Origin of the sequence: Halalkalicoccus sp. CG83 (assembly GCF_037081715.1) — an archaeon.
Classification (GTDB): domain Archaea; phylum Halobacteriota; class Halobacteria; order Halobacteriales; family Halalkalicoccaceae; genus Halalkalicoccus; species Halalkalicoccus ordinarius.
Window position 1 is genome coordinate 486,428 of sequence record NZ_JAZDDH010000001.1, and the last position, 14,840, is coordinate 501,267.

Annotated in this window: 16 protein-coding genes; 9 read left to right on the forward strand and 7 right to left on the reverse strand. The window is 67.6% G+C overall.

What is annotated here, in order from left to right:
• Positions 1-78 precede the first annotated feature (78 nt).
• Positions 79-1,320: a peptide chain release factor aRF-1 gene (prf1, locus tag V0Z78_RS02480; protein WP_336343037.1), complete on the reverse strand. Its 1,242-nt coding sequence runs from the start codon at positions 1,318-1,320 to the stop codon at positions 79-81.
• Between the two features lie 82 nt (positions 1,321-1,402).
• Here prf1 and V0Z78_RS02485 point away from each other — a divergent pair, with 82 nt between their 5' ends.
• The gene (locus V0Z78_RS02485) at positions 1,403-1,570 is read left to right on the forward strand and encodes a hypothetical protein (protein ID WP_336343038.1); all 168 of its coding nucleotides are present in this window, start codon (positions 1,403-1,405) and stop codon (positions 1,568-1,570) included.
• A gap of 13 nt (positions 1,571-1,583) precedes the next feature.
• On the opposite strand, the gene argS is transcribed toward V0Z78_RS02485, so the two are convergent.
• From argS to V0Z78_RS02500, 3 genes are all read right to left on the reverse strand, one after another.
• Entirely contained in the window at positions 1,584-3,329 is a 1,746-nt protein-coding gene (gene argS / locus V0Z78_RS02490; protein ID WP_336343039.1) for an arginine--tRNA ligase, read from the reverse strand.
• A gap of 35 nt (positions 3,330-3,364) precedes the next feature.
• Positions 3,365-3,817, reverse strand: coding sequence for an HTH domain-containing protein (locus tag V0Z78_RS02495; RefSeq protein ID WP_336343040.1), 453 nt, complete (start codon positions 3,815-3,817; stop codon positions 3,365-3,367).
• An 81-nt stretch (positions 3,818-3,898) separates the two neighbouring features.
• A complete protein-coding gene (locus tag V0Z78_RS02500) occupies positions 3,899-4,537 on the reverse strand; it encodes a MaoC family dehydratase (protein ID WP_336343041.1) in 639 nt (212 codons plus the stop codon).
• A 178-nt stretch (positions 4,538-4,715) separates the two neighbouring features.
• Between V0Z78_RS02500 and twy1 the strand changes: the two genes are divergently transcribed.
• The 5 genes from twy1 (at position 4,716) to V0Z78_RS02525 (ending at position 8,805) form a co-directional block, all read left to right on the forward strand.
• A complete protein-coding gene (gene twy1 / locus V0Z78_RS02505) occupies positions 4,716-5,684 on the forward strand; it encodes a 4-demethylwyosine synthase TYW1 (RefSeq protein ID WP_336343042.1) in 969 nt (322 codons plus the stop codon).
• Between the two features lie 97 nt (positions 5,685-5,781).
• Positions 5,782-6,483: a DUF120 domain-containing protein gene (locus V0Z78_RS02510; protein WP_336343043.1), complete on the forward strand. Its 702-nt coding sequence runs from the start codon at positions 5,782-5,784 to the stop codon at positions 6,481-6,483.
• A gap of 2 nt (positions 6,484-6,485) precedes the next feature.
• Positions 6,486-7,166, forward strand: coding sequence for a 3,4-dihydroxy-2-butanone-4-phosphate synthase (gene ribB, locus V0Z78_RS02515; protein WP_336343044.1), 681 nt, complete (start codon positions 6,486-6,488; stop codon positions 7,164-7,166).
• 51 nt (positions 7,167-7,217) lie between these two features.
• Positions 7,218-8,141 carry a branched-chain amino acid transaminase gene (locus V0Z78_RS02520; RefSeq protein WP_336343045.1) on the forward strand — a complete coding sequence of 308 codons (924 nt, stop codon included), beginning with the start codon at positions 7,218-7,220 and terminating at the stop codon, positions 8,139-8,141.
• A gap of 52 nt (positions 8,142-8,193) precedes the next feature.
• A complete protein-coding gene (locus V0Z78_RS02525) occupies positions 8,194-8,805 on the forward strand; it encodes a hypothetical protein (RefSeq protein WP_336343046.1) in 612 nt (203 codons plus the stop codon).
• Here V0Z78_RS02525 and V0Z78_RS02530 read toward each other — a convergent pair.
• Positions 8,787-9,425, reverse strand: coding sequence for a histidine phosphatase family protein (locus V0Z78_RS02530; RefSeq protein WP_336343047.1), 639 nt, complete (start codon positions 9,423-9,425; stop codon positions 8,787-8,789). The genes V0Z78_RS02525 and V0Z78_RS02530 overlap by 19 nt on opposite strands.
• Positions 9,422-10,261, reverse strand: coding sequence for a twin-arginine translocase subunit TatC (gene tatC, locus V0Z78_RS02535; protein WP_336343048.1), 840 nt, complete (start codon positions 10,259-10,261; stop codon positions 9,422-9,424). Before tatC (V0Z78_RS02535) ends, V0Z78_RS02530 begins: the two co-directional genes overlap by 4 nt.
• A 160-nt stretch (positions 10,262-10,421) precedes the next feature.
• Here tatC (V0Z78_RS02535) and tatC (V0Z78_RS02540) point away from each other — a divergent pair, with 160 nt between their 5' ends.
• Positions 10,422-13,130 carry a twin-arginine translocase subunit TatC gene (gene tatC / locus V0Z78_RS02540; RefSeq protein ID WP_336343049.1) on the forward strand — a complete coding sequence of 903 codons (2,709 nt, stop codon included), beginning with the start codon at positions 10,422-10,424 and terminating at the stop codon, positions 13,128-13,130.
• A gap of 10 nt (positions 13,131-13,140) precedes the next feature.
• Here tatC (V0Z78_RS02540) and V0Z78_RS02545 read toward each other — a convergent pair whose 3' ends face one another.
• Positions 13,141-13,875, reverse strand: coding sequence for a DUF4397 domain-containing protein (locus tag V0Z78_RS02545; protein ID WP_336343050.1), 735 nt, complete (start codon positions 13,873-13,875; stop codon positions 13,141-13,143).
• 83 nt (positions 13,876-13,958) lie between these two features.
• Here V0Z78_RS02545 and V0Z78_RS02550 point away from each other — a divergent pair, with 83 nt between their 5' ends.
• Together V0Z78_RS02550 and V0Z78_RS02555 are read left to right on the forward strand one after the other, a co-directional pair.
• The gene (locus tag V0Z78_RS02550) at positions 13,959-14,135 is read left to right on the forward strand and encodes a ribbon-helix-helix domain-containing protein (protein ID WP_336343051.1); all 177 of its coding nucleotides are present in this window, start codon (positions 13,959-13,961) and stop codon (positions 14,133-14,135) included.
• Positions 14,125-14,835: a queuosine precursor transporter gene (locus V0Z78_RS02555; RefSeq protein WP_336343052.1), complete on the forward strand. Its 711-nt coding sequence runs from the start codon at positions 14,125-14,127 to the stop codon at positions 14,833-14,835. The genes V0Z78_RS02550 and V0Z78_RS02555 overlap by 11 nt, the downstream gene beginning before the upstream one ends.
• The last annotated feature ends 5 nt before the right edge of the window (positions 14,836-14,840 follow it).

Consider the following 14,840-nt stretch of genomic DNA (forward strand, 5'->3'; position numbering starts at 1 on the left):
GAACGATCGGGCGTGCGAGCGCTCGGCGTCCTCGAGCGACGATCGAGGCGGGGTAGCCGGAAGAGGGGGATCGAGCCGTTAGACGCCGGTCGAGTAGCGCAGGATGCCCGCGATCCCGCCGAAGGCGTCGTAGAGCTGTTCGCCCTTCTCGAAGTCGGTCGAGATGAACTTCGTCTCGGTGCCGCGCTGTTCGGCGATCGAGATCAGGTGCTCGATCGCGTCCTCGCGTTCGACGACCTCGGCGCTCGAGCCGCTCTCACAGGTGTGATCGGGTGTGTCGCTCCGGCGGTCGATGAGCTCGAACTCCTCGGTGCCGTCGCAGTCGTAGGTGACGACGTCCTTGCGGAGGTCCTCGCTGATGAGCAGTCGCTCGACCGAGCCCATGATGAGGTTGCGTCGGGTGGCGTCGAAGCCGTAGGTGGCGAGGTCGCCCTGATGGAGCTGCTTGAAGAACTCCTCCATCTGGGACTTGTCCTTCATCACCTCGGCGTCGGCCAGCGCGTCCTGAGCGGCGTCGACCAGGTCGTAGAGGCCCGACTCGTCGGTGTAGGAGACGTCGAACTTCCCCAGCACCTTGTCCTGGAGCTCGTGGTGGAGGTAGTCGCCGTCGAGGAACTCGTCCTTCGTCGGGGAGGGCCCGCCCACCAGGATGCCGTCGAGCTCGTGGCGCTGGGCGACGAAGAGGTCGTTGGCCATCTCCGCGATCTCCTGGTAGAAGTTGTCGATCGCCTCGAGTCGGAGGCGGGCGAACCGCTGGGCGGACTGGCCACCCTTTCGCTGCTTGCCGGGGACCAGCGACGACGCCGACTTGACGGGTTCGACGCGCTTCCCGCGGAGCCAGCCGACGTTGGCCTCCCGACGATCGAGGACGACCAGGCCGTAGAGGCCCTTATCCGCGAGCATCTGCTCGAGCGGCTCGGTGAGGAAGTCAGAATCGCAGTGGTAGCGGAACGACTCGACGGGCTGGGGCGGGTTCTCCAGCACCCGCGTGATCATCTCGGTCTGGCCGCCCCCCGAGTCGACCGCGCCCGAGAACAGCACCATCCCGTTCTCGGGCGGGTAGTTGTCGTAGTACTTCAGGCGGTCCTTGATGCTGGTGAGCGCGTCCTGGACGTTCGTTCGGGTCTGCTTCGACTTGATGTTCGACGCCTCGCTGTGCTCCTGGGTGACGTGGGCCGCGACGTCGGAGACCTGCCTGTCCGGAGGAACGTAGATGGTGACGAGCTGCGTGCCGGAACCCTCGAACTCGTCCAGCTCCTCGATGACCTTCCGGAACTCGTACTTCTTCCGGTCGGACTCATCGCCCTCCTGAGTGCTCATTACCTCCACTAGCCCGGCCGACCGATAAGAACCCTTTGACCCGAGAGAAACAACTAACCCGCTGCTTGAGAGACCTCGATCCATGTCGGCGACCAACGACACGAACGGCTCGGTTCCGCTCGGCTGGATACTGCTGTTCATCCTGATCACGATCGGCGCGACTCTCGGCGTCATCTACTACGCCGGCGGCGGCCAGTTCAGCGCGAACGTGATCCTGCCGGCGATCGGCGGATTCGACCTCCCTGGTTGAGGTCGTCCCGTCGTCACATCGAGTCGGGCGCCTCGACTCCGAGGACCGATAGCGCGTTCGCGACCGTGTGTCTCGACGCCGCGACGAGCGCGAGACGCGCCTCGCTCAGATCGCGGTCCTCCGAGAGCACCTGACACTCCCGGTAGAAGGTGTTGAACGTCTCGGCGAACTCCCGCGTGTAGGTCGCCACCTGGTGTGGCTGGCGGTCCTCGGCGGCCTCCTCGATGACCGCGGGAAAGCGTGCGATCACCTCGAGTAGGTCGCGTTCCTCCACGGTCTCGAGGACGGCTGGATCGACGTCGTCGGGTTCGAGGTCGGCCTCGGCGAGAATGCCGCAGGTTCGCGCGTGAACGTACTGGACGTACGGCGCGGACTGGGCCTCGAAGTCGAGCGCGCGGTCCCACTCGAAGGTGATCGCCTTCGAGGGCTGTTTCGAGACGATGTCGTACCGGACGGCGCCGATGCCCACCTGCCGAGCGATGCGCTCGACGTCCGCCTCGTCGAGCTGGTCGTTCCGGATGCGGGTGTCCAGACGGGATTCGACCTCCTCGCGGGCGCGCGTGACCGCCTCGTCGAGTAGATCGTCGAGATCGACGCCGGTCCCCGCGCGCGTGCTCATCTTCCCCTCGGGGAGGTTGACGTAGGAGTAGAGCACCTGGTCCAGCGGGTCGGCGTCGTGTCCGAGCAGTTCCAGCGTCGTCCGGACCTGCTGGGCCTGGAGGTTGTGGTCCTCGCCGAGCACCGTCACCGCTTGGTCGAAGCTCTCGAGTTTCCACTCGTGGTGGGCCAGATCCCGGGTCGGATACAGCGAGGTGCCGTCCGACCGGAGGAAGACGAGGTTCTTCTCGATGCCGTGCTCGGAGAGGTCGAGCTGCCAGGCGTCCTCCTCGTAGACGGCCTCGTCGAGCGCCTTCAGCCGCTCGACGAGCTCGTCGGTCGAGCCGTCGCGGATGAACCGGGTCTCCTTGACGAACTCGTCGAACTCCGCGGGCAGCCGCGAGAGCGACTCGCGCATCCCCGCGAGCACGGCGTCGACGACCCGCTCGACGCGCTCGTAGGCCTCCTCGTCGCCGTTCTCGAGGCCCTGCATGATCGAGGCGATCTCGGCCTCGGCGGCCTCGACTTCCCCCTCGGAGGCCTCCTCGAGAAACGCGTTGCCCTTCCGATAGTAGCGAACGAGCTCGTAGTCGCGTTTCTCGCGTTCGGGATCGGGGAGGTCGGCCTCGTCGAACGTCTCGTAGGCCCACGCGAACACCGCCATCTGCCTGCCCGCGTCGTTGACGTAGTAGTGGGTCTCGACGTCGTGGCCCGCGAACTCGAGCAGCCGGGCGATCGCGTCGCCGATGATCGGGTTTCTCGCCCGACCGACGTGGACCGGTCCCGTCGGGTTGGCGCTGGTGTGCTCGACGACGACGCGCTCGCCGGTCGACTCGAGGTGACCGTACGCCTCGTCGCGTGCAGCATCGAGCGTGTCGGCGTAGTACGCCTCGCTCGCGAGCACGTTCACGTACGGACCCTGCGGCTCGACGCGTTCTACGTACTCGTACTCGCCGGGGTCGATCGCCTCCGCGACGTCGACGGCGATCTCGCCGGGAGCTCGTCCGACCTCGCTCGCGAGCCGGAAGGCGACGCTCGAGGCCAACACGGCGTCGACGTCCTCGGGAGGCTTCTCGATGCCGAGATCGTCCGTGGGAAGCCCCAGCGCCGAGAGCCCGTCGGCGACGGCGCGTTCGGCCTCCTCGCGGAGCGATAGGAACATACTCGCCGTAATACGACCGCCGGATAAAGCCGTTTTCAATCGGTCAGCGCGACGACCTCGCCGTCGGTCTCGAGCGCCGTCAGACAGTCCCAGACGCTGTAGACGGTCGACCGGTCGTCGTCGGCACACGGGAACACTCCTCGGAGGTCGTCGTCGGCGTGGACCGCGATGCAGATCATCGGGAAGACGATCAGTCGTCCGTCGGTACGCTCGTGTTCCTGAAAGAACGGCTCGATCGAGTGGTTCCGCTCCTCGGCGTGTCGCTTGAACGACTCGAACGCCTCGACGGCGTGGGTCTCGACGGCGTCGGGTCCGTTCGAGACGACCACCCGGTCGTCCCACCGGCGGATGGTCACGTCCTCGATCCGATCGGTCTCGACGAGCCGTTCGGCCCGCTCGACCACCTCGCGCTGGCGTTCGCGCGCCACCCGGGGCGTCGAGGCGCGGAGGTAGACGGTCAGTTTCGGTCGTTCGGCCTCTTCGGTCATGGTTCCCTCCCTCACACGGCGTGTGGTATACCGAGAAAGTCGGCGGCCAGCTACAAAACTCCGTAGGGCGGATCGGCCGGGTTACTCGGGGAGGTCGTCGATGAGGACGACTGCCTCGCCGTCGATCAGCTGGTTGCCGTCGTCGTCGGTCACGGTGGCGGTCAGGCGATACCGATCGTCGCCCAGGTCCTCGACGATCTCACACCGAGCGGTCAGCACCGATCCGATCATCGCCGGTCCCTTGAACTCGAGGCTCTCCGAGAGGTAGATCGTCAGACCTGGAAGCCGGGCGAGGGCGGCGCTGATCAGTCCGCCGACCAGCGTGCCGTGGACGATCCGACTGCCGAAACGCGAGCGCCCGGCGTACTCGTCGTCGAGGTGAAGACGGTTCGTGTCGCCGCTGGCCTGCGCGAACGCGTGAACGTCGGCGTCGGTCATCAGCTTGGTGAACTCGACGTACTCGCCGACGCCGAGCTCCTCGCGCGTGTCGGCGGAGCGGTCCATCGACCAGCCGACTGAGCCGTAGGAGAGCTCCTTGATCGGGGGTTCGACCTGGACCTGCTCCTCGTCGTTCCCCTCGGGGCCCGCCAGCCCCATACCCGCGAGTATCGCCTTGTTCGCCTCGAAGTAGCTGTTGATGACGTGTTTCGAGGCGTCGGACCACGAGTCGACGAACTCCGTCATCGGCGTCTCGTCGCTCGGGCTCTCGCTCTCGCTCATCGTCGACCTCCGTCCACGATGAGGCAGTACGCGAGCTGCATGGCGTGTACCATGACCCCATCTATACCGTCACCAAGGTTAAATATGCTGCTTGTAATCGCTCACGCCGGCCGCTCGTCCCCGCGTCGCCCGCCTCGTACCCGGGCGCTTTTGACCGCCCGCGTCCAAGCGACGCGCCATGAGCGGGCCAAAGCAGGTGTCCTCGCCGGACTACCACAGCGAGAACCACACCGCCGCCCAGACCTGTGGCTGGACCGCGAACGCGCTCCGCGGCGAGGGTAAGTGCTACAAGTACGCCTTCTACGGCATCGAGTCCCACCGTTGCATCCAGATGACGCCCGTCGTGAAGTGCAACGAGCGCTGTGTGTTCTGCTGGCGCGACCACCAGGGCCACGCCTACGAACTCGGCGACGTCGAGTGGGACGACCCCGAGGCCGTCGTCGACGCGAGCCTCCGGCTCCAGAAGAAGCTGCTCTCGGGCTTCGGCGGCAACGACGAGGTACCCCGCGAGGTCTTCGAGGAGTCGATGGAGCCCCGCCACGTCGCCATCTCGCTTGACGGCGAGCCCACGCTCTATCCCTACCTTCCCGAACTCATCGACGCCTTTCACGACCGCGACGTCACCACCTTCCTCGTGAGCAACGGCACCGATCCCGAGATGCTCTCGCGGTGTGATCCCACCCAGCTCTACGTCAGCGTCGACGCCGCAGAGCGCGCGACGTTCGACCGGGTGGTGCGGGCGGTCAACGACGACGCCTGGGAGCGCCTGATCGATACGCTCGACGTGCTCGCCGAAAAGGACGACACCCGCACGGTGCTGCGGACGACGCTCGTCGGCGGCGAGAACATGCACGACCCCGACTGGTACGCCGCGCTCTACGACCGTGCGGACCCCGACTTCGTCGAGCTCAAGGCGTACATGCACGTCGGCCACTCCCAGGGCCGGCTCGACCGCTCGGCGATGCCCGACCACGAGGACGTCCTCGCGTTCGCCGAGGCGGTCGAGGAGCACATGCCCGAGCACTCCCACATCAAGGACGTGCCGGTCTCCCGGGTGGCGCTGCTCTCGAGGACGGCCGACACCTGGGTTCCGAAGCTCCGGAAGGGAAGCGAGTTCTGGGCGCGTGACCCCGCCACCGGCGACTGACCCCACGTCCGTCGCGCCTCCGACGCCCGGCCGTCTCGTTTTCGTCACGCATCTCACGTTCGGTATGCTTATACGCGACGCGTTCGAAGCTCGAACCATGTCACGAACCGCGGTACGGGAGGTCGGCCACGACGAACTCGCCGCCCTGAAGCGGCTCGCGCTCGACGGCGCGCTCGCCGGCGAGGTGAAGGTCTCCTGCTCGGCGTTCGCGGGTCGGCTCGACGCCTCCAGCCAGACCGCGTCGCGGCGGCTCCAGGGACTCGAGGACGCGGGACTGATCGAACGGGAGACGGTCGTGGACGGCCAGTGGATCGTCCTCACCGAGGCGGGAGAGCGCGCGCTTCGCCGCGAGTACGACGCCTACCGTCGGCTGTTCGAGGGTGCCTCGAGCGTCGAACTCGAGGGGACCGTGACGGGGGGGATGGGCGAGGGGAAACACTACATCTCGCTTCCGGGCTACATGCGCCAGTTCGACGAACGGCTGGGCTACGAGCCGTTTCCCGGCACGCTGAACGTCGACCTCGAGGACGAGAGCGTCCGTCGCCGGGGCGCGATGGAGACGTTCGATCCGGTCCACATCGACGGCTGGGAGGACGACGACCGCACGTACGGCCCCTGCGTCTGCTACCCGGCGACCGTCGTCGCCGACGGGGGGGAGTACGACTCGGCCCACGTCATCGCTCCCGAGCGAACCCACCACGACGAGGACCAGCTCGAGCTGATCGCCCCCGAGAAGCTGCGCGACGCGCTCGGGCTCGACGACGGCGACGCGATGGTCGTCCGCGTGGAGGAGCGATAGCGATGACCCAGCACCACGCGAGCGCCGCCGAGGGGGCGATCGACGCCTTTCGCGCCGGTGAGCCCGTGTTGATCCACGACGCCGACGACCGCGAGGGCGAGACCGACCTGATCTACCCCGCCAGCGCGGTGACGCCCGAGGCCGTCGCCCGACTCAGGAACGACGCCGGCGGGCTGGTCTGCGTCGCGCTCTCGGCGGCGGTCGCGGACGCGCTCGAGCTACCGTTCGTCCAGGAGACCATCGAGCATCCTGCCGCCGCCGACCACGACCTCGCGTACGACGACCGGTCGTCGTTCTCGCTCACCGTCAACCACCGCGAGACGCGGACGGGGATCACCGACGAGGACCGCTCGCTGACGATCCGGGCGCTCGGCGAACTCGCGGACGAGGTACGCGCCTCCGAGCGGGGACCCGACGCGGCGGCGTTCGCGGAGACGTTCCGCGCGCCGGGCCACGTCCACCTGCTGCGGGCCGCCGAGGGGCTGCTCGATGAGCGGCGCGGCCACACCGAGTTCGGGGTCGCGCTCGCCGACGCCGCGGGGCTCGCGCCCGCGGTAGTGGTCTGTGAGATGCTCGACGACGCGACCGGGCGGGCGCTCTCCTCGTCGGCCGCACACGACTACGCCGACCGCCACGGTCTCGCCTACGTCGAGGGCGCGGAGCTCGCCCGGCGCCTGGACTGAGCACCCCGACCGATCCGCAAACTCATTACGGCGGGGTTCGAGGGGTCGAGTATGGGATTCGACGAGATGGACGTCGATACGATCTGGAAGGACGGCGAGTTCGTCGACTGGGAGGACGCGCAGGTCCACGTTCTCAGCCACGGTCTCCACTACGGCAGCGGCGTCTTCGAGGGGATCCGGTGTTACGACACCCAGGAGGGATCCGCGATCTTCCGCTGGGACGAACACGTCGATCGGCTCTATCAGTCGGCGAAGCCCTACGATCTCGAGATCGGGTACGAGCCCGAGGAGCTAGAGGAGGCGACCAAGGAGCTCATTCGCCGCCAGGATCTCCGGGCGTGTTACATCCGCCCGATCGCCTTCTTCGGCTACGACAGCCTCGGGGTGAGCCCGAAGGACTGTCCGACCGTCGTCGCGATCGCGGTCTGGCCGTGGGGAACCTATCTCGGCGAGGAGGCCCTCGAGAACGGCGTCGAGGTGAAGGTCTCCTCGTGGCGCAAGCACGCCTCGAGCCAGATCCCGACCAACGCCAAGACCACGGGGCTGTACGTCAACAGCATGCTCGCCGGCGAGGAGGCGCGACGCCACGGCTACGTCGAGGCGATCGTACTGAACAAGGAGGGCAACGTCGCGGAGGGGCCCGGCGAGAACCTCTTTCTGGTGCGCGACGGCGAGCTCTACACTCCCGGCCTCGCGGAGGGGATCCTCGACGGGATCACCCGCCTGAGCGTCATCGAGATCGCCCGCGATCTGGGCTACACCGTCCACGACCAGGCGACGATCAGCCGCGGGGAGCTCAACACCGCCGACGAGCTGTTCTTCACCGGCACCGCCGCGGAGGTGACGCCGATCAAGAAGGTCGACAACGTCGTCGTCGGCGAGCGTGGTCCAGTGACCGAGGAGATCCAGTCGCGCTTCTTCGACGTCGTCGAGCGCCGGACCGACGCGTACGACGACTGGTTCACGTACGTCTGAGCCGGCAGGAGGCGGCAAAAGGTTCCTATCGCTCGGCGTTCTACGGACCGCGATGACACACCACGAACACGGTACGACGATCGACGTCCGCGAGATCCAGGGCGTGCGAGTGGGCGTCGGCACCGGCCCCGACGAGATCTTCCTCGACCTGCCGATCACCCGGCCGATCTACATCCGGGTGAGCGAGGGCGATCGCATTCAGGAGGGCGACGTCCGGGCGCGGGGCTCGTTCGAGCTCTCGGAGGGGGGCGACGAGCTCGCCTCGACGACGCTCCGGACCTGGGAGGTCCTCGATATCGGTCCCGAGACCGTGGTACTTCGCGACCTCGCGAGCGACGGCCGCGAGGAACGCGACCGCGAGGCACTCGAGTACGACCTCGCGACGGGCGTCCTCAGCACAAACCTCACCGAGTTCGAACGAGTCTCGGTCGTCCGGACCGGACCATGGGACGAGGAGGACGACACCCCGCCACACGTCACGGTGACGGCGTACGGCAACGACGGGCGGAAGTTCTCACGGGTGTACCACCTCGGGGAGGGGACTACCCTCGAGTACTGGCGCCAGGACCGAGCGATCACCGAGTTCAGCGACGCGCTCCGGGATCGGTTCGAGCGGCGAGTGGCGGGGGCGCTCGAGGACGACGGTTACTCCGTCGCCGAGTAGGGGACGTGGTTCTCGCGACGGATCTCGATCCCGTCGTCCCGCCGGCACAGCTCGGTGATCGCGCCGTTCCGGTAGTCGGTTCCGAGGACCGCCTCGATCAGGTCGACGCCCTTGAGATGCCCGAGGAGCACGTACAGCGGGCCGCCGTGGGTGACGACGACGACCGTCTCCCCGCCCCCGTCGGGCAGGCGTCCCCACGCGTCGAGGACGCGCTCTCGCATCCCGAGGAGACTCTCGCCGCCCTCCGGGACGGTTCGGGCGGCCTCGATTCCGATCTCGCCGAGGGCGAACTCCGGGAACCCCCCGAACAGCTCCTCGTAGCTCAGCCCCTGGAGCCGCCCGAAGTCGCGCTCGCGCCAGCCGGGGTCGAACTCGATCCCGGCGTCGATCCCGCCGGATCGCCGCAGCAGGCGTGCGGTCTCGGCCGTTCGGCGTAAGTCCGAGGCGACGATCCGGTCGACGGCGTGTCCCGCCGCGATCGCACGTCCGGCGGTGCGTGCCTGCTCCTCGCCGCGTTCGGTGAGCCCGGTCGGTGCCCACCCCTGGACGCGGCGCTCGCGGTTCCACGTCGTCTCGCCGTGGCGCACGAGCAGGACGGTCCCCGCTCCGGTTTCGGTCATCTGCCGACCCACTTCAGGATCAGCAGCGTCCCCTCGAACAGCCCGACCATCGTCAACGCGATGATGATCGGCGCCATCCCCGTCGGGTCGGGACTCGAGATGAACGCGACGCCGAGGAAGCCGCCCCAGAAGTAGAGCCGGCGCTCGGTGAGCCACCGCCTGGTGGTGAGCCCCATCATGATCGCGAGCATGATCATCAGCGGGATCTGGAAGACGATGGCGAGATACGCCATCAGGATGAGGATCAGGTCGAACGTCGAGGAGAGCGCGAACGCGATCTCGCCGGCCTCCTGGGAGTAGGTGAGGAAGTAGGTGAAGATCGCTGGCAGGACGACGAAGTACGCGAAGAGCACGCCGACGACGGCGAGCACGAGGCTGGTCGGCACCGCTGCGAGGTAGTACTTGCGCTCGTTCTTGTAGAGGCCCGGGCGCATGAACCGGTAGGCCTGGTAGACGACCACCGGCAGCGCGACGATCAGTCCCGCCAAACTGGCGACCTTGATGCGCGCGAGGACGAACTCGAGCGGGCCGTAGACCCGGGGTTGGGTGACCTCGCTGTTCGGCAGGATCGAGTACCAGAGGAAATTGATGAGCTGATCCGCGAGCGGGAAGACGACGATGCTGATCGAGCCGGCGACGACGATGACGATCGCCAGCCGCTTTATCATCTCCTCGATGTGGTCGGCGAGCGGCATCTCCTCGTCCTCGGTGGGGGCGGAGAGGCCGCCGACGTCCTCGTCGTCGGCGTCGGCGTCAGCCGTGGCCGTCGCTCGGGTGGTCGTCCCCCCATCGGTCGCGACGGCAGGCTCCGTGGTCGGCTCGCGGGGCTCGCCCATTCATCCGGACGTAGGCGTCCGCGCCACTATAGGCTTTCTTGAACGCGTCCGAGGTTCGTCCCCCGAACGCCACGTTCGATATCGATTCGGCCGTTCGTTCGGGTCCGCGAGCCGTCGAGAAAAGAAAGTTGATATGCACGAACGCGCTATCACGAGGTGAATGTCGAGTTCGATCGTCGACGAGGACACCGCCCGCAGTCTCAACAGCGGGAAGGAGTCGATCGGGGCGGTGCTGTCGACGGCGCAGACTCATCTCCAGAAGGTCTTCATCATCTTCGTCGTCGGCTTTCTCGGGACGTTCTACGCGCTCAGGGCCTACGTCTGGGACTGGCTCAAGTGGGTCACCGTCTCGGAGATGGCGCCGGAGGTGGCCGAGGAACACGAGATCATCGTCCAGACCCCCTTCGAGGTCATCCTCCTGCAGGCGAAGATCGGGATCGTCGCGGGGATCCTCATCGCCCTTCCGCTGCTCCTCTACCTCTCGCGCCACGAACTCAGAGCACGCGGCTACTGGCCCCAGACGCCGATCTCGCGGTGGAAAGCCGTCGCGATCGCGCTGCTCTCGCTCGGGCTGTTCGTCGGCGGCGTCGTCTACGCCTTCGCGGTGTTCTTCCCGCTGATCCTCGGGTTCCTCGCGACGTTCTCGCTCGGCGTCGGCGTGACGCCGACGTGGTCGATCGTCATGTGGACCGAGTTCCTCGTCCTGCTGACCATCTCGTTCGGGCTCGCCGCCCAGCTCCCGCTCGCGATGAGTTCGCTCGCGTACATCGAGGTCGTCCCCTACGAGACGTTCCGGGACAAGTGGCGCTACGCGATCCTCGGGATCTTCATGTTCGGCGCGCTGTTCTCCCCGCCCGACCCGATCTCCCAGATCATGTGGGCGCTCCCGCTGATCGTCCTCTACGGGTTCAGCCTCGGGCTGACCCGCTTCATCGTCAACCTCAAACGCGGCGGGCGAGCGGAGATCGGGCCCACGTTCCGACGCAACGCCGGAAAGCTCATCGGCGCGCCGTTGTTGCTCGCCGCCGCTCTCTACGCCGCGCTCGTCTCCGGCGCCGGCCGGTACCTCCACGACGAACTCCTCGCTCCGCGGGGCATCGCCCTCCCCGAGGCGCTCTGGCTCCAGCAGGTGCTCGGCGTCTCCCGCGAGATCGCGCTCGCGGTCGGCGCCGCGGGCGCCACGTTCCTCCTCGCGTTCGCCGTCCTCGGGCTCTACTACCTGTTCACCTCGGTGAACGTCGAGGAGTCCGCCGGCGGTCGGATGGGCGACCCGGCCGGGATCGACCTCGCACCGCTCGACGCGGCGGGGGTCCGTGCGGCCCCGGATGCGGCCTTCGAGGCGCTCTCGGAGGAGGAGGCGCTCAAGCTCGCCCGCTCGGCGATCGACGACGGCGAGGGCGAGAAGGCCGAGGCGATCCTCGAACGCTTCGACGCAGCCCACGAGGACGACGCCGACGGGGACGCCTCCGCTACGAACGCGGAGACGACCGCCGGGACGGAGACCGGGGCGGACGCCGGCGCGGAGACAGCCGCCGGGGAGGGCGGCGTGGTCCAGGACACTGCGACGGGGATGTTCGCCGCGTTCTCCGAGGAGAAGGACGAGGACGACATCGGCGGCTACATCTACGACATCAAGTACATCGCCGACAGCCTCCGCTCGCGACTGTTCGTGATCTTCGCCGTCTTCGGACTCGTGCTGATGGGGACGTTCACGTTCTTCTACCTCGGCGGAGTGCGGGTCATCACGGAGGACTTCGTCTCGCGGATGCCGGCGGCGATCGTCAGCGTCGAGGACTTCCGGATCATCGACCTCCACCCGGTCGAGACGCTGATCTTCATCATCAAGGTCAGCACCATGCTCGCGGCGCTCGCGATCCTCCCGATGCTGCTCTACTACGCATGGCCGGCGATGCGGGACCGCGGACTGACGACCGGCCAGCGCTCGGTCGTCTACGAGTGGACCGTCGCGTTCGTGTTGGCGCTGGTCGGCGGTACGCTCCTCGGCTACTACTACATCGCACCCGGGATCATCGGCTTCCTCGTCTACGACGCGGTCCGAGGGGGGATGATCATCTCCTATCAGATCAGCAAGTTCTCCTGGCTGATCATCTACACCACCGTCGGCGTCGGTCTGCTCGCCTGCGTGCCGATCACGATGTGGATGCTCTTTCGCGGCAAGGTCTCCTCCTACCGGGCGATGCGGAACCGCTGGCGCGAGATGACGATCGCGGTCTTCGCCGTCTCCGGGGTGTTCACACCGATCAGCGTCCTGACGATGTTCCTGGTCGCGATCCCGACCATGCTGGCCTACGGGCTCGGACTCGCGGGCCTGTGGGTCGTCACCGCCGGTGGCCGCCGGGACCACGTCCCGCCCGACGACCGGAGCATCGGAAGCGAAAGCGACGAGGGCAGCGCGAAGTGGCTCGCGCTGATCCTCGCGATCCTCGTCCTCGTCGGGATCGGCGTCGTCGCCGGCGGCGTCAGCAGCGTCGTCGACGACACGTCGTTCGGCAGCGACGACCCGCCGGAGGAACCGCCGCTCGAGGAGGACGACCCCGGCGAACCGGCGGACGACGACTCGACGGCCGCTGACGACGAGGCCGCCGACGAGAACGCGAGCGGCGGCGACGCGAACGAGGCGGAGCCGGCCGGCTCCGGGTCGGACGACGAGACCGAACGGGACGAACCCAACGCCACCGACGACGACGAAACCGACGGTGATAACGCGACCGACGGCGATAACGAGACGGACGCGGCCGAACCGAACGATACCGAGAACGAGACCGACGATGCGGACGAGGACGGCGGCATCGACGACGGTGACGACGACGGCTCCGGAATTGACGTCCGCGAGCCGATAGACGGTTGAGGACTACCGCTTACTGCTCGCCCGGCGTAGCGTCCTCGGTGATCGCGAGCGAGAACGAGAAGTCGTCGGATACGTTCGCGGGCGCCTCCTCGGGGGTCAGGTAGCCGACCGCGTACGCCGTGTAGACGCTACCGGCCTCGAGATCCAACGCGAACCGTGCCAGTTCGTCCTCCTCGCCCGCCTCGCGCGTCTCGAGGATCTCCTCGTCGACCGGGACGTCGACGTAGACTCCCTCCCCGAACTCGAGTCCCTCGGCCAGGACCGTCCCGTCGTCGGTCGCAACGTCGATCGCCGGCGCGTCGGGCGAGGCGTGGACCGCCCGTAGGCGGGCGTGGCCCGGTTCGGTCGGTCCGTTCTCGTCCTCGAAACGCACCAGTTCGAGCGGGCGCTCGCTCAGCGAACACACCTCGCCGATCGCCGCCAGGGTGTACTCGCCCGAATCGAGCCGGACGTCGGTCTCGAAGATCGCCTCCTCCGGGCGTTCGCCGGCCGGGGTGAACGAGAGGGCGTAGCTCCTCGGCTCGTAGGAGACGTAGTCGCTCTGGGTGAGCGGGTCGACGTTCTCGAAGGCCGGGTCACCGTTCGCGTAGACGTCGACCGTCGGGACGTCGGGCGAGAGGTGAACGATCCGGACGGCGTCCTCGCGTTCCCCGTGGGAGCTCGCCCCGTCCACGCCCGCACCTGCCCCGATCGCGACCCCTGCTCCGATGCCCGCCAGCACCGATCGACGTGTGTACTGCGCCATGACTGGTACGGGGGAGCCGAAGCGCAATAAAACACGTCGATCCGAACGGTGTAAGTCCGCCGAGCGAGTGATGTTCTCCAGATATGCCCAAGATAAGCGTCGAAGTGCCCCAGGAGCTTCTCGAGGACCTCGATTCGCACGTCGGCGACGAGGGGAAGTTCGTCAACCGGAGCGAGGCGATCCGCGCCTCGATCAGGAAGACGCTCGACCTGCTCGACGAGATCGACCAGCGCCAGGGACGCCTCGAGGATGAGCGGTAGGGCCGACGCGCCGCGGCTCGCGCTCGCGGCGCTGTTCGTCACCGCGCTGGTGACCGCCCAGCTGCTCGCGGTGAAGATCCTCGCGTTCGGTCTCCCCTTCGAGCTGCCGCTGGTCGGACGCGAGGTGATCGTCCCGGCAGGGGTGCTCGCCTACGCGATCACCTTCCTCGCGACGGACTGTTACGCCGAGCTGTACGGCCGCCGGCCCGCCCAGACGCTGGTCAACGTCGGCTTCGCGATGATCCTCGTGATGCTCTCGCTGGTGTGGCTCGCGATCCTCGCGCCCGGCTCGCCCGCGGGCGTCGATCCCGATCTGTTCGCACGGGTGCTCGCGCCGAGCACGAACGTCGTCCTCGGAGGACTGTGCGCCTACCTCGTCAGCCAGAACTGGGACGTGATCGCCTTCCACCGTATCCGCGAGCGCACCGGACGGAAGCTGCTCTGGGTGCGAAACGTCGGCTCGACGGCGACCAGCCAGGCGATCGACACCGTCGTCTTCGTGAGCGTCGCCTTCCTGCTCGCGCCCTCGCTCCTCGGAATCGGTGACGCGCTTTCGTTTCCGGCGATCCTCGGGCTGATCGTCGGGCAGTACCTGATCAAACTGCTTATCGCGCTGGCGGATACGCCCCTCGTCTACGCGGTCGTCGGGCTGGTACGCTCTCGGGGTCTCGCTCGGACGGCGCCCGCCGACGCCGACTGACGATC

Excerpts from the sequence above, each read along its gene's own strand:
- prf1 (WP_336343037.1), bottom strand. The coding sequence starts at position 1,320 with ATGAGCACTCAGGAGGGCGATGAGTCCGACCGGAAGAAGTACGAGTTC.
- V0Z78_RS02485 (WP_336343038.1), top strand. The coding sequence starts at position 1,403 with ATGTCGGCGACCAACGACACGAACGGCTCGGTTCCGCTCGGCTGGATA.
- argS (WP_336343039.1), bottom strand. The coding sequence starts at position 3,329 with ATGTTCCTATCGCTCCGCGAGGAGGCCGAACGCGCCGTCGCCGACGGG.
- V0Z78_RS02495 (WP_336343040.1), bottom strand. The coding sequence starts at position 3,817 with ATGACCGAAGAGGCCGAACGACCGAAACTGACCGTCTACCTCCGCGCC.
- V0Z78_RS02500 (WP_336343041.1), bottom strand. The coding sequence starts at position 4,537 with ATGAGCGAGAGCGAGAGCCCGAGCGACGAGACGCCGATGACGGAGTTC.
- twy1 (WP_336343042.1), top strand. The coding sequence starts at position 4,716 with ATGAGCGGGCCAAAGCAGGTGTCCTCGCCGGACTACCACAGCGAGAAC.
- V0Z78_RS02510 (WP_336343043.1), top strand. The coding sequence starts at position 5,782 with ATGTCACGAACCGCGGTACGGGAGGTCGGCCACGACGAACTCGCCGCC.
- ribB (WP_336343044.1), top strand. The coding sequence starts at position 6,486 with ATGACCCAGCACCACGCGAGCGCCGCCGAGGGGGCGATCGACGCCTTT.
- V0Z78_RS02520 (WP_336343045.1), top strand. The coding sequence starts at position 7,218 with ATGGGATTCGACGAGATGGACGTCGATACGATCTGGAAGGACGGCGAG.
- V0Z78_RS02525 (WP_336343046.1), top strand. The coding sequence starts at position 8,194 with ATGACACACCACGAACACGGTACGACGATCGACGTCCGCGAGATCCAG.
- V0Z78_RS02530 (WP_336343047.1), bottom strand. The coding sequence starts at position 9,425 with ATGACCGAAACCGGAGCGGGGACCGTCCTGCTCGTGCGCCACGGCGAG.
- tatC (WP_336343048.1), bottom strand. The coding sequence starts at position 10,261 with ATGGGCGAGCCCCGCGAGCCGACCACGGAGCCTGCCGTCGCGACCGAT.
- tatC (WP_336343049.1), top strand. The coding sequence starts at position 10,422 with ATGTCGAGTTCGATCGTCGACGAGGACACCGCCCGCAGTCTCAACAGC.
- V0Z78_RS02545 (WP_336343050.1), bottom strand. The coding sequence starts at position 13,875 with ATGGCGCAGTACACACGTCGATCGGTGCTGGCGGGCATCGGAGCAGGG.
- V0Z78_RS02550 (WP_336343051.1), top strand. The coding sequence starts at position 13,959 with ATGCCCAAGATAAGCGTCGAAGTGCCCCAGGAGCTTCTCGAGGACCTC.
- V0Z78_RS02555 (WP_336343052.1), top strand. The coding sequence starts at position 14,125 with ATGAGCGGTAGGGCCGACGCGCCGCGGCTCGCGCTCGCGGCGCTGTTC.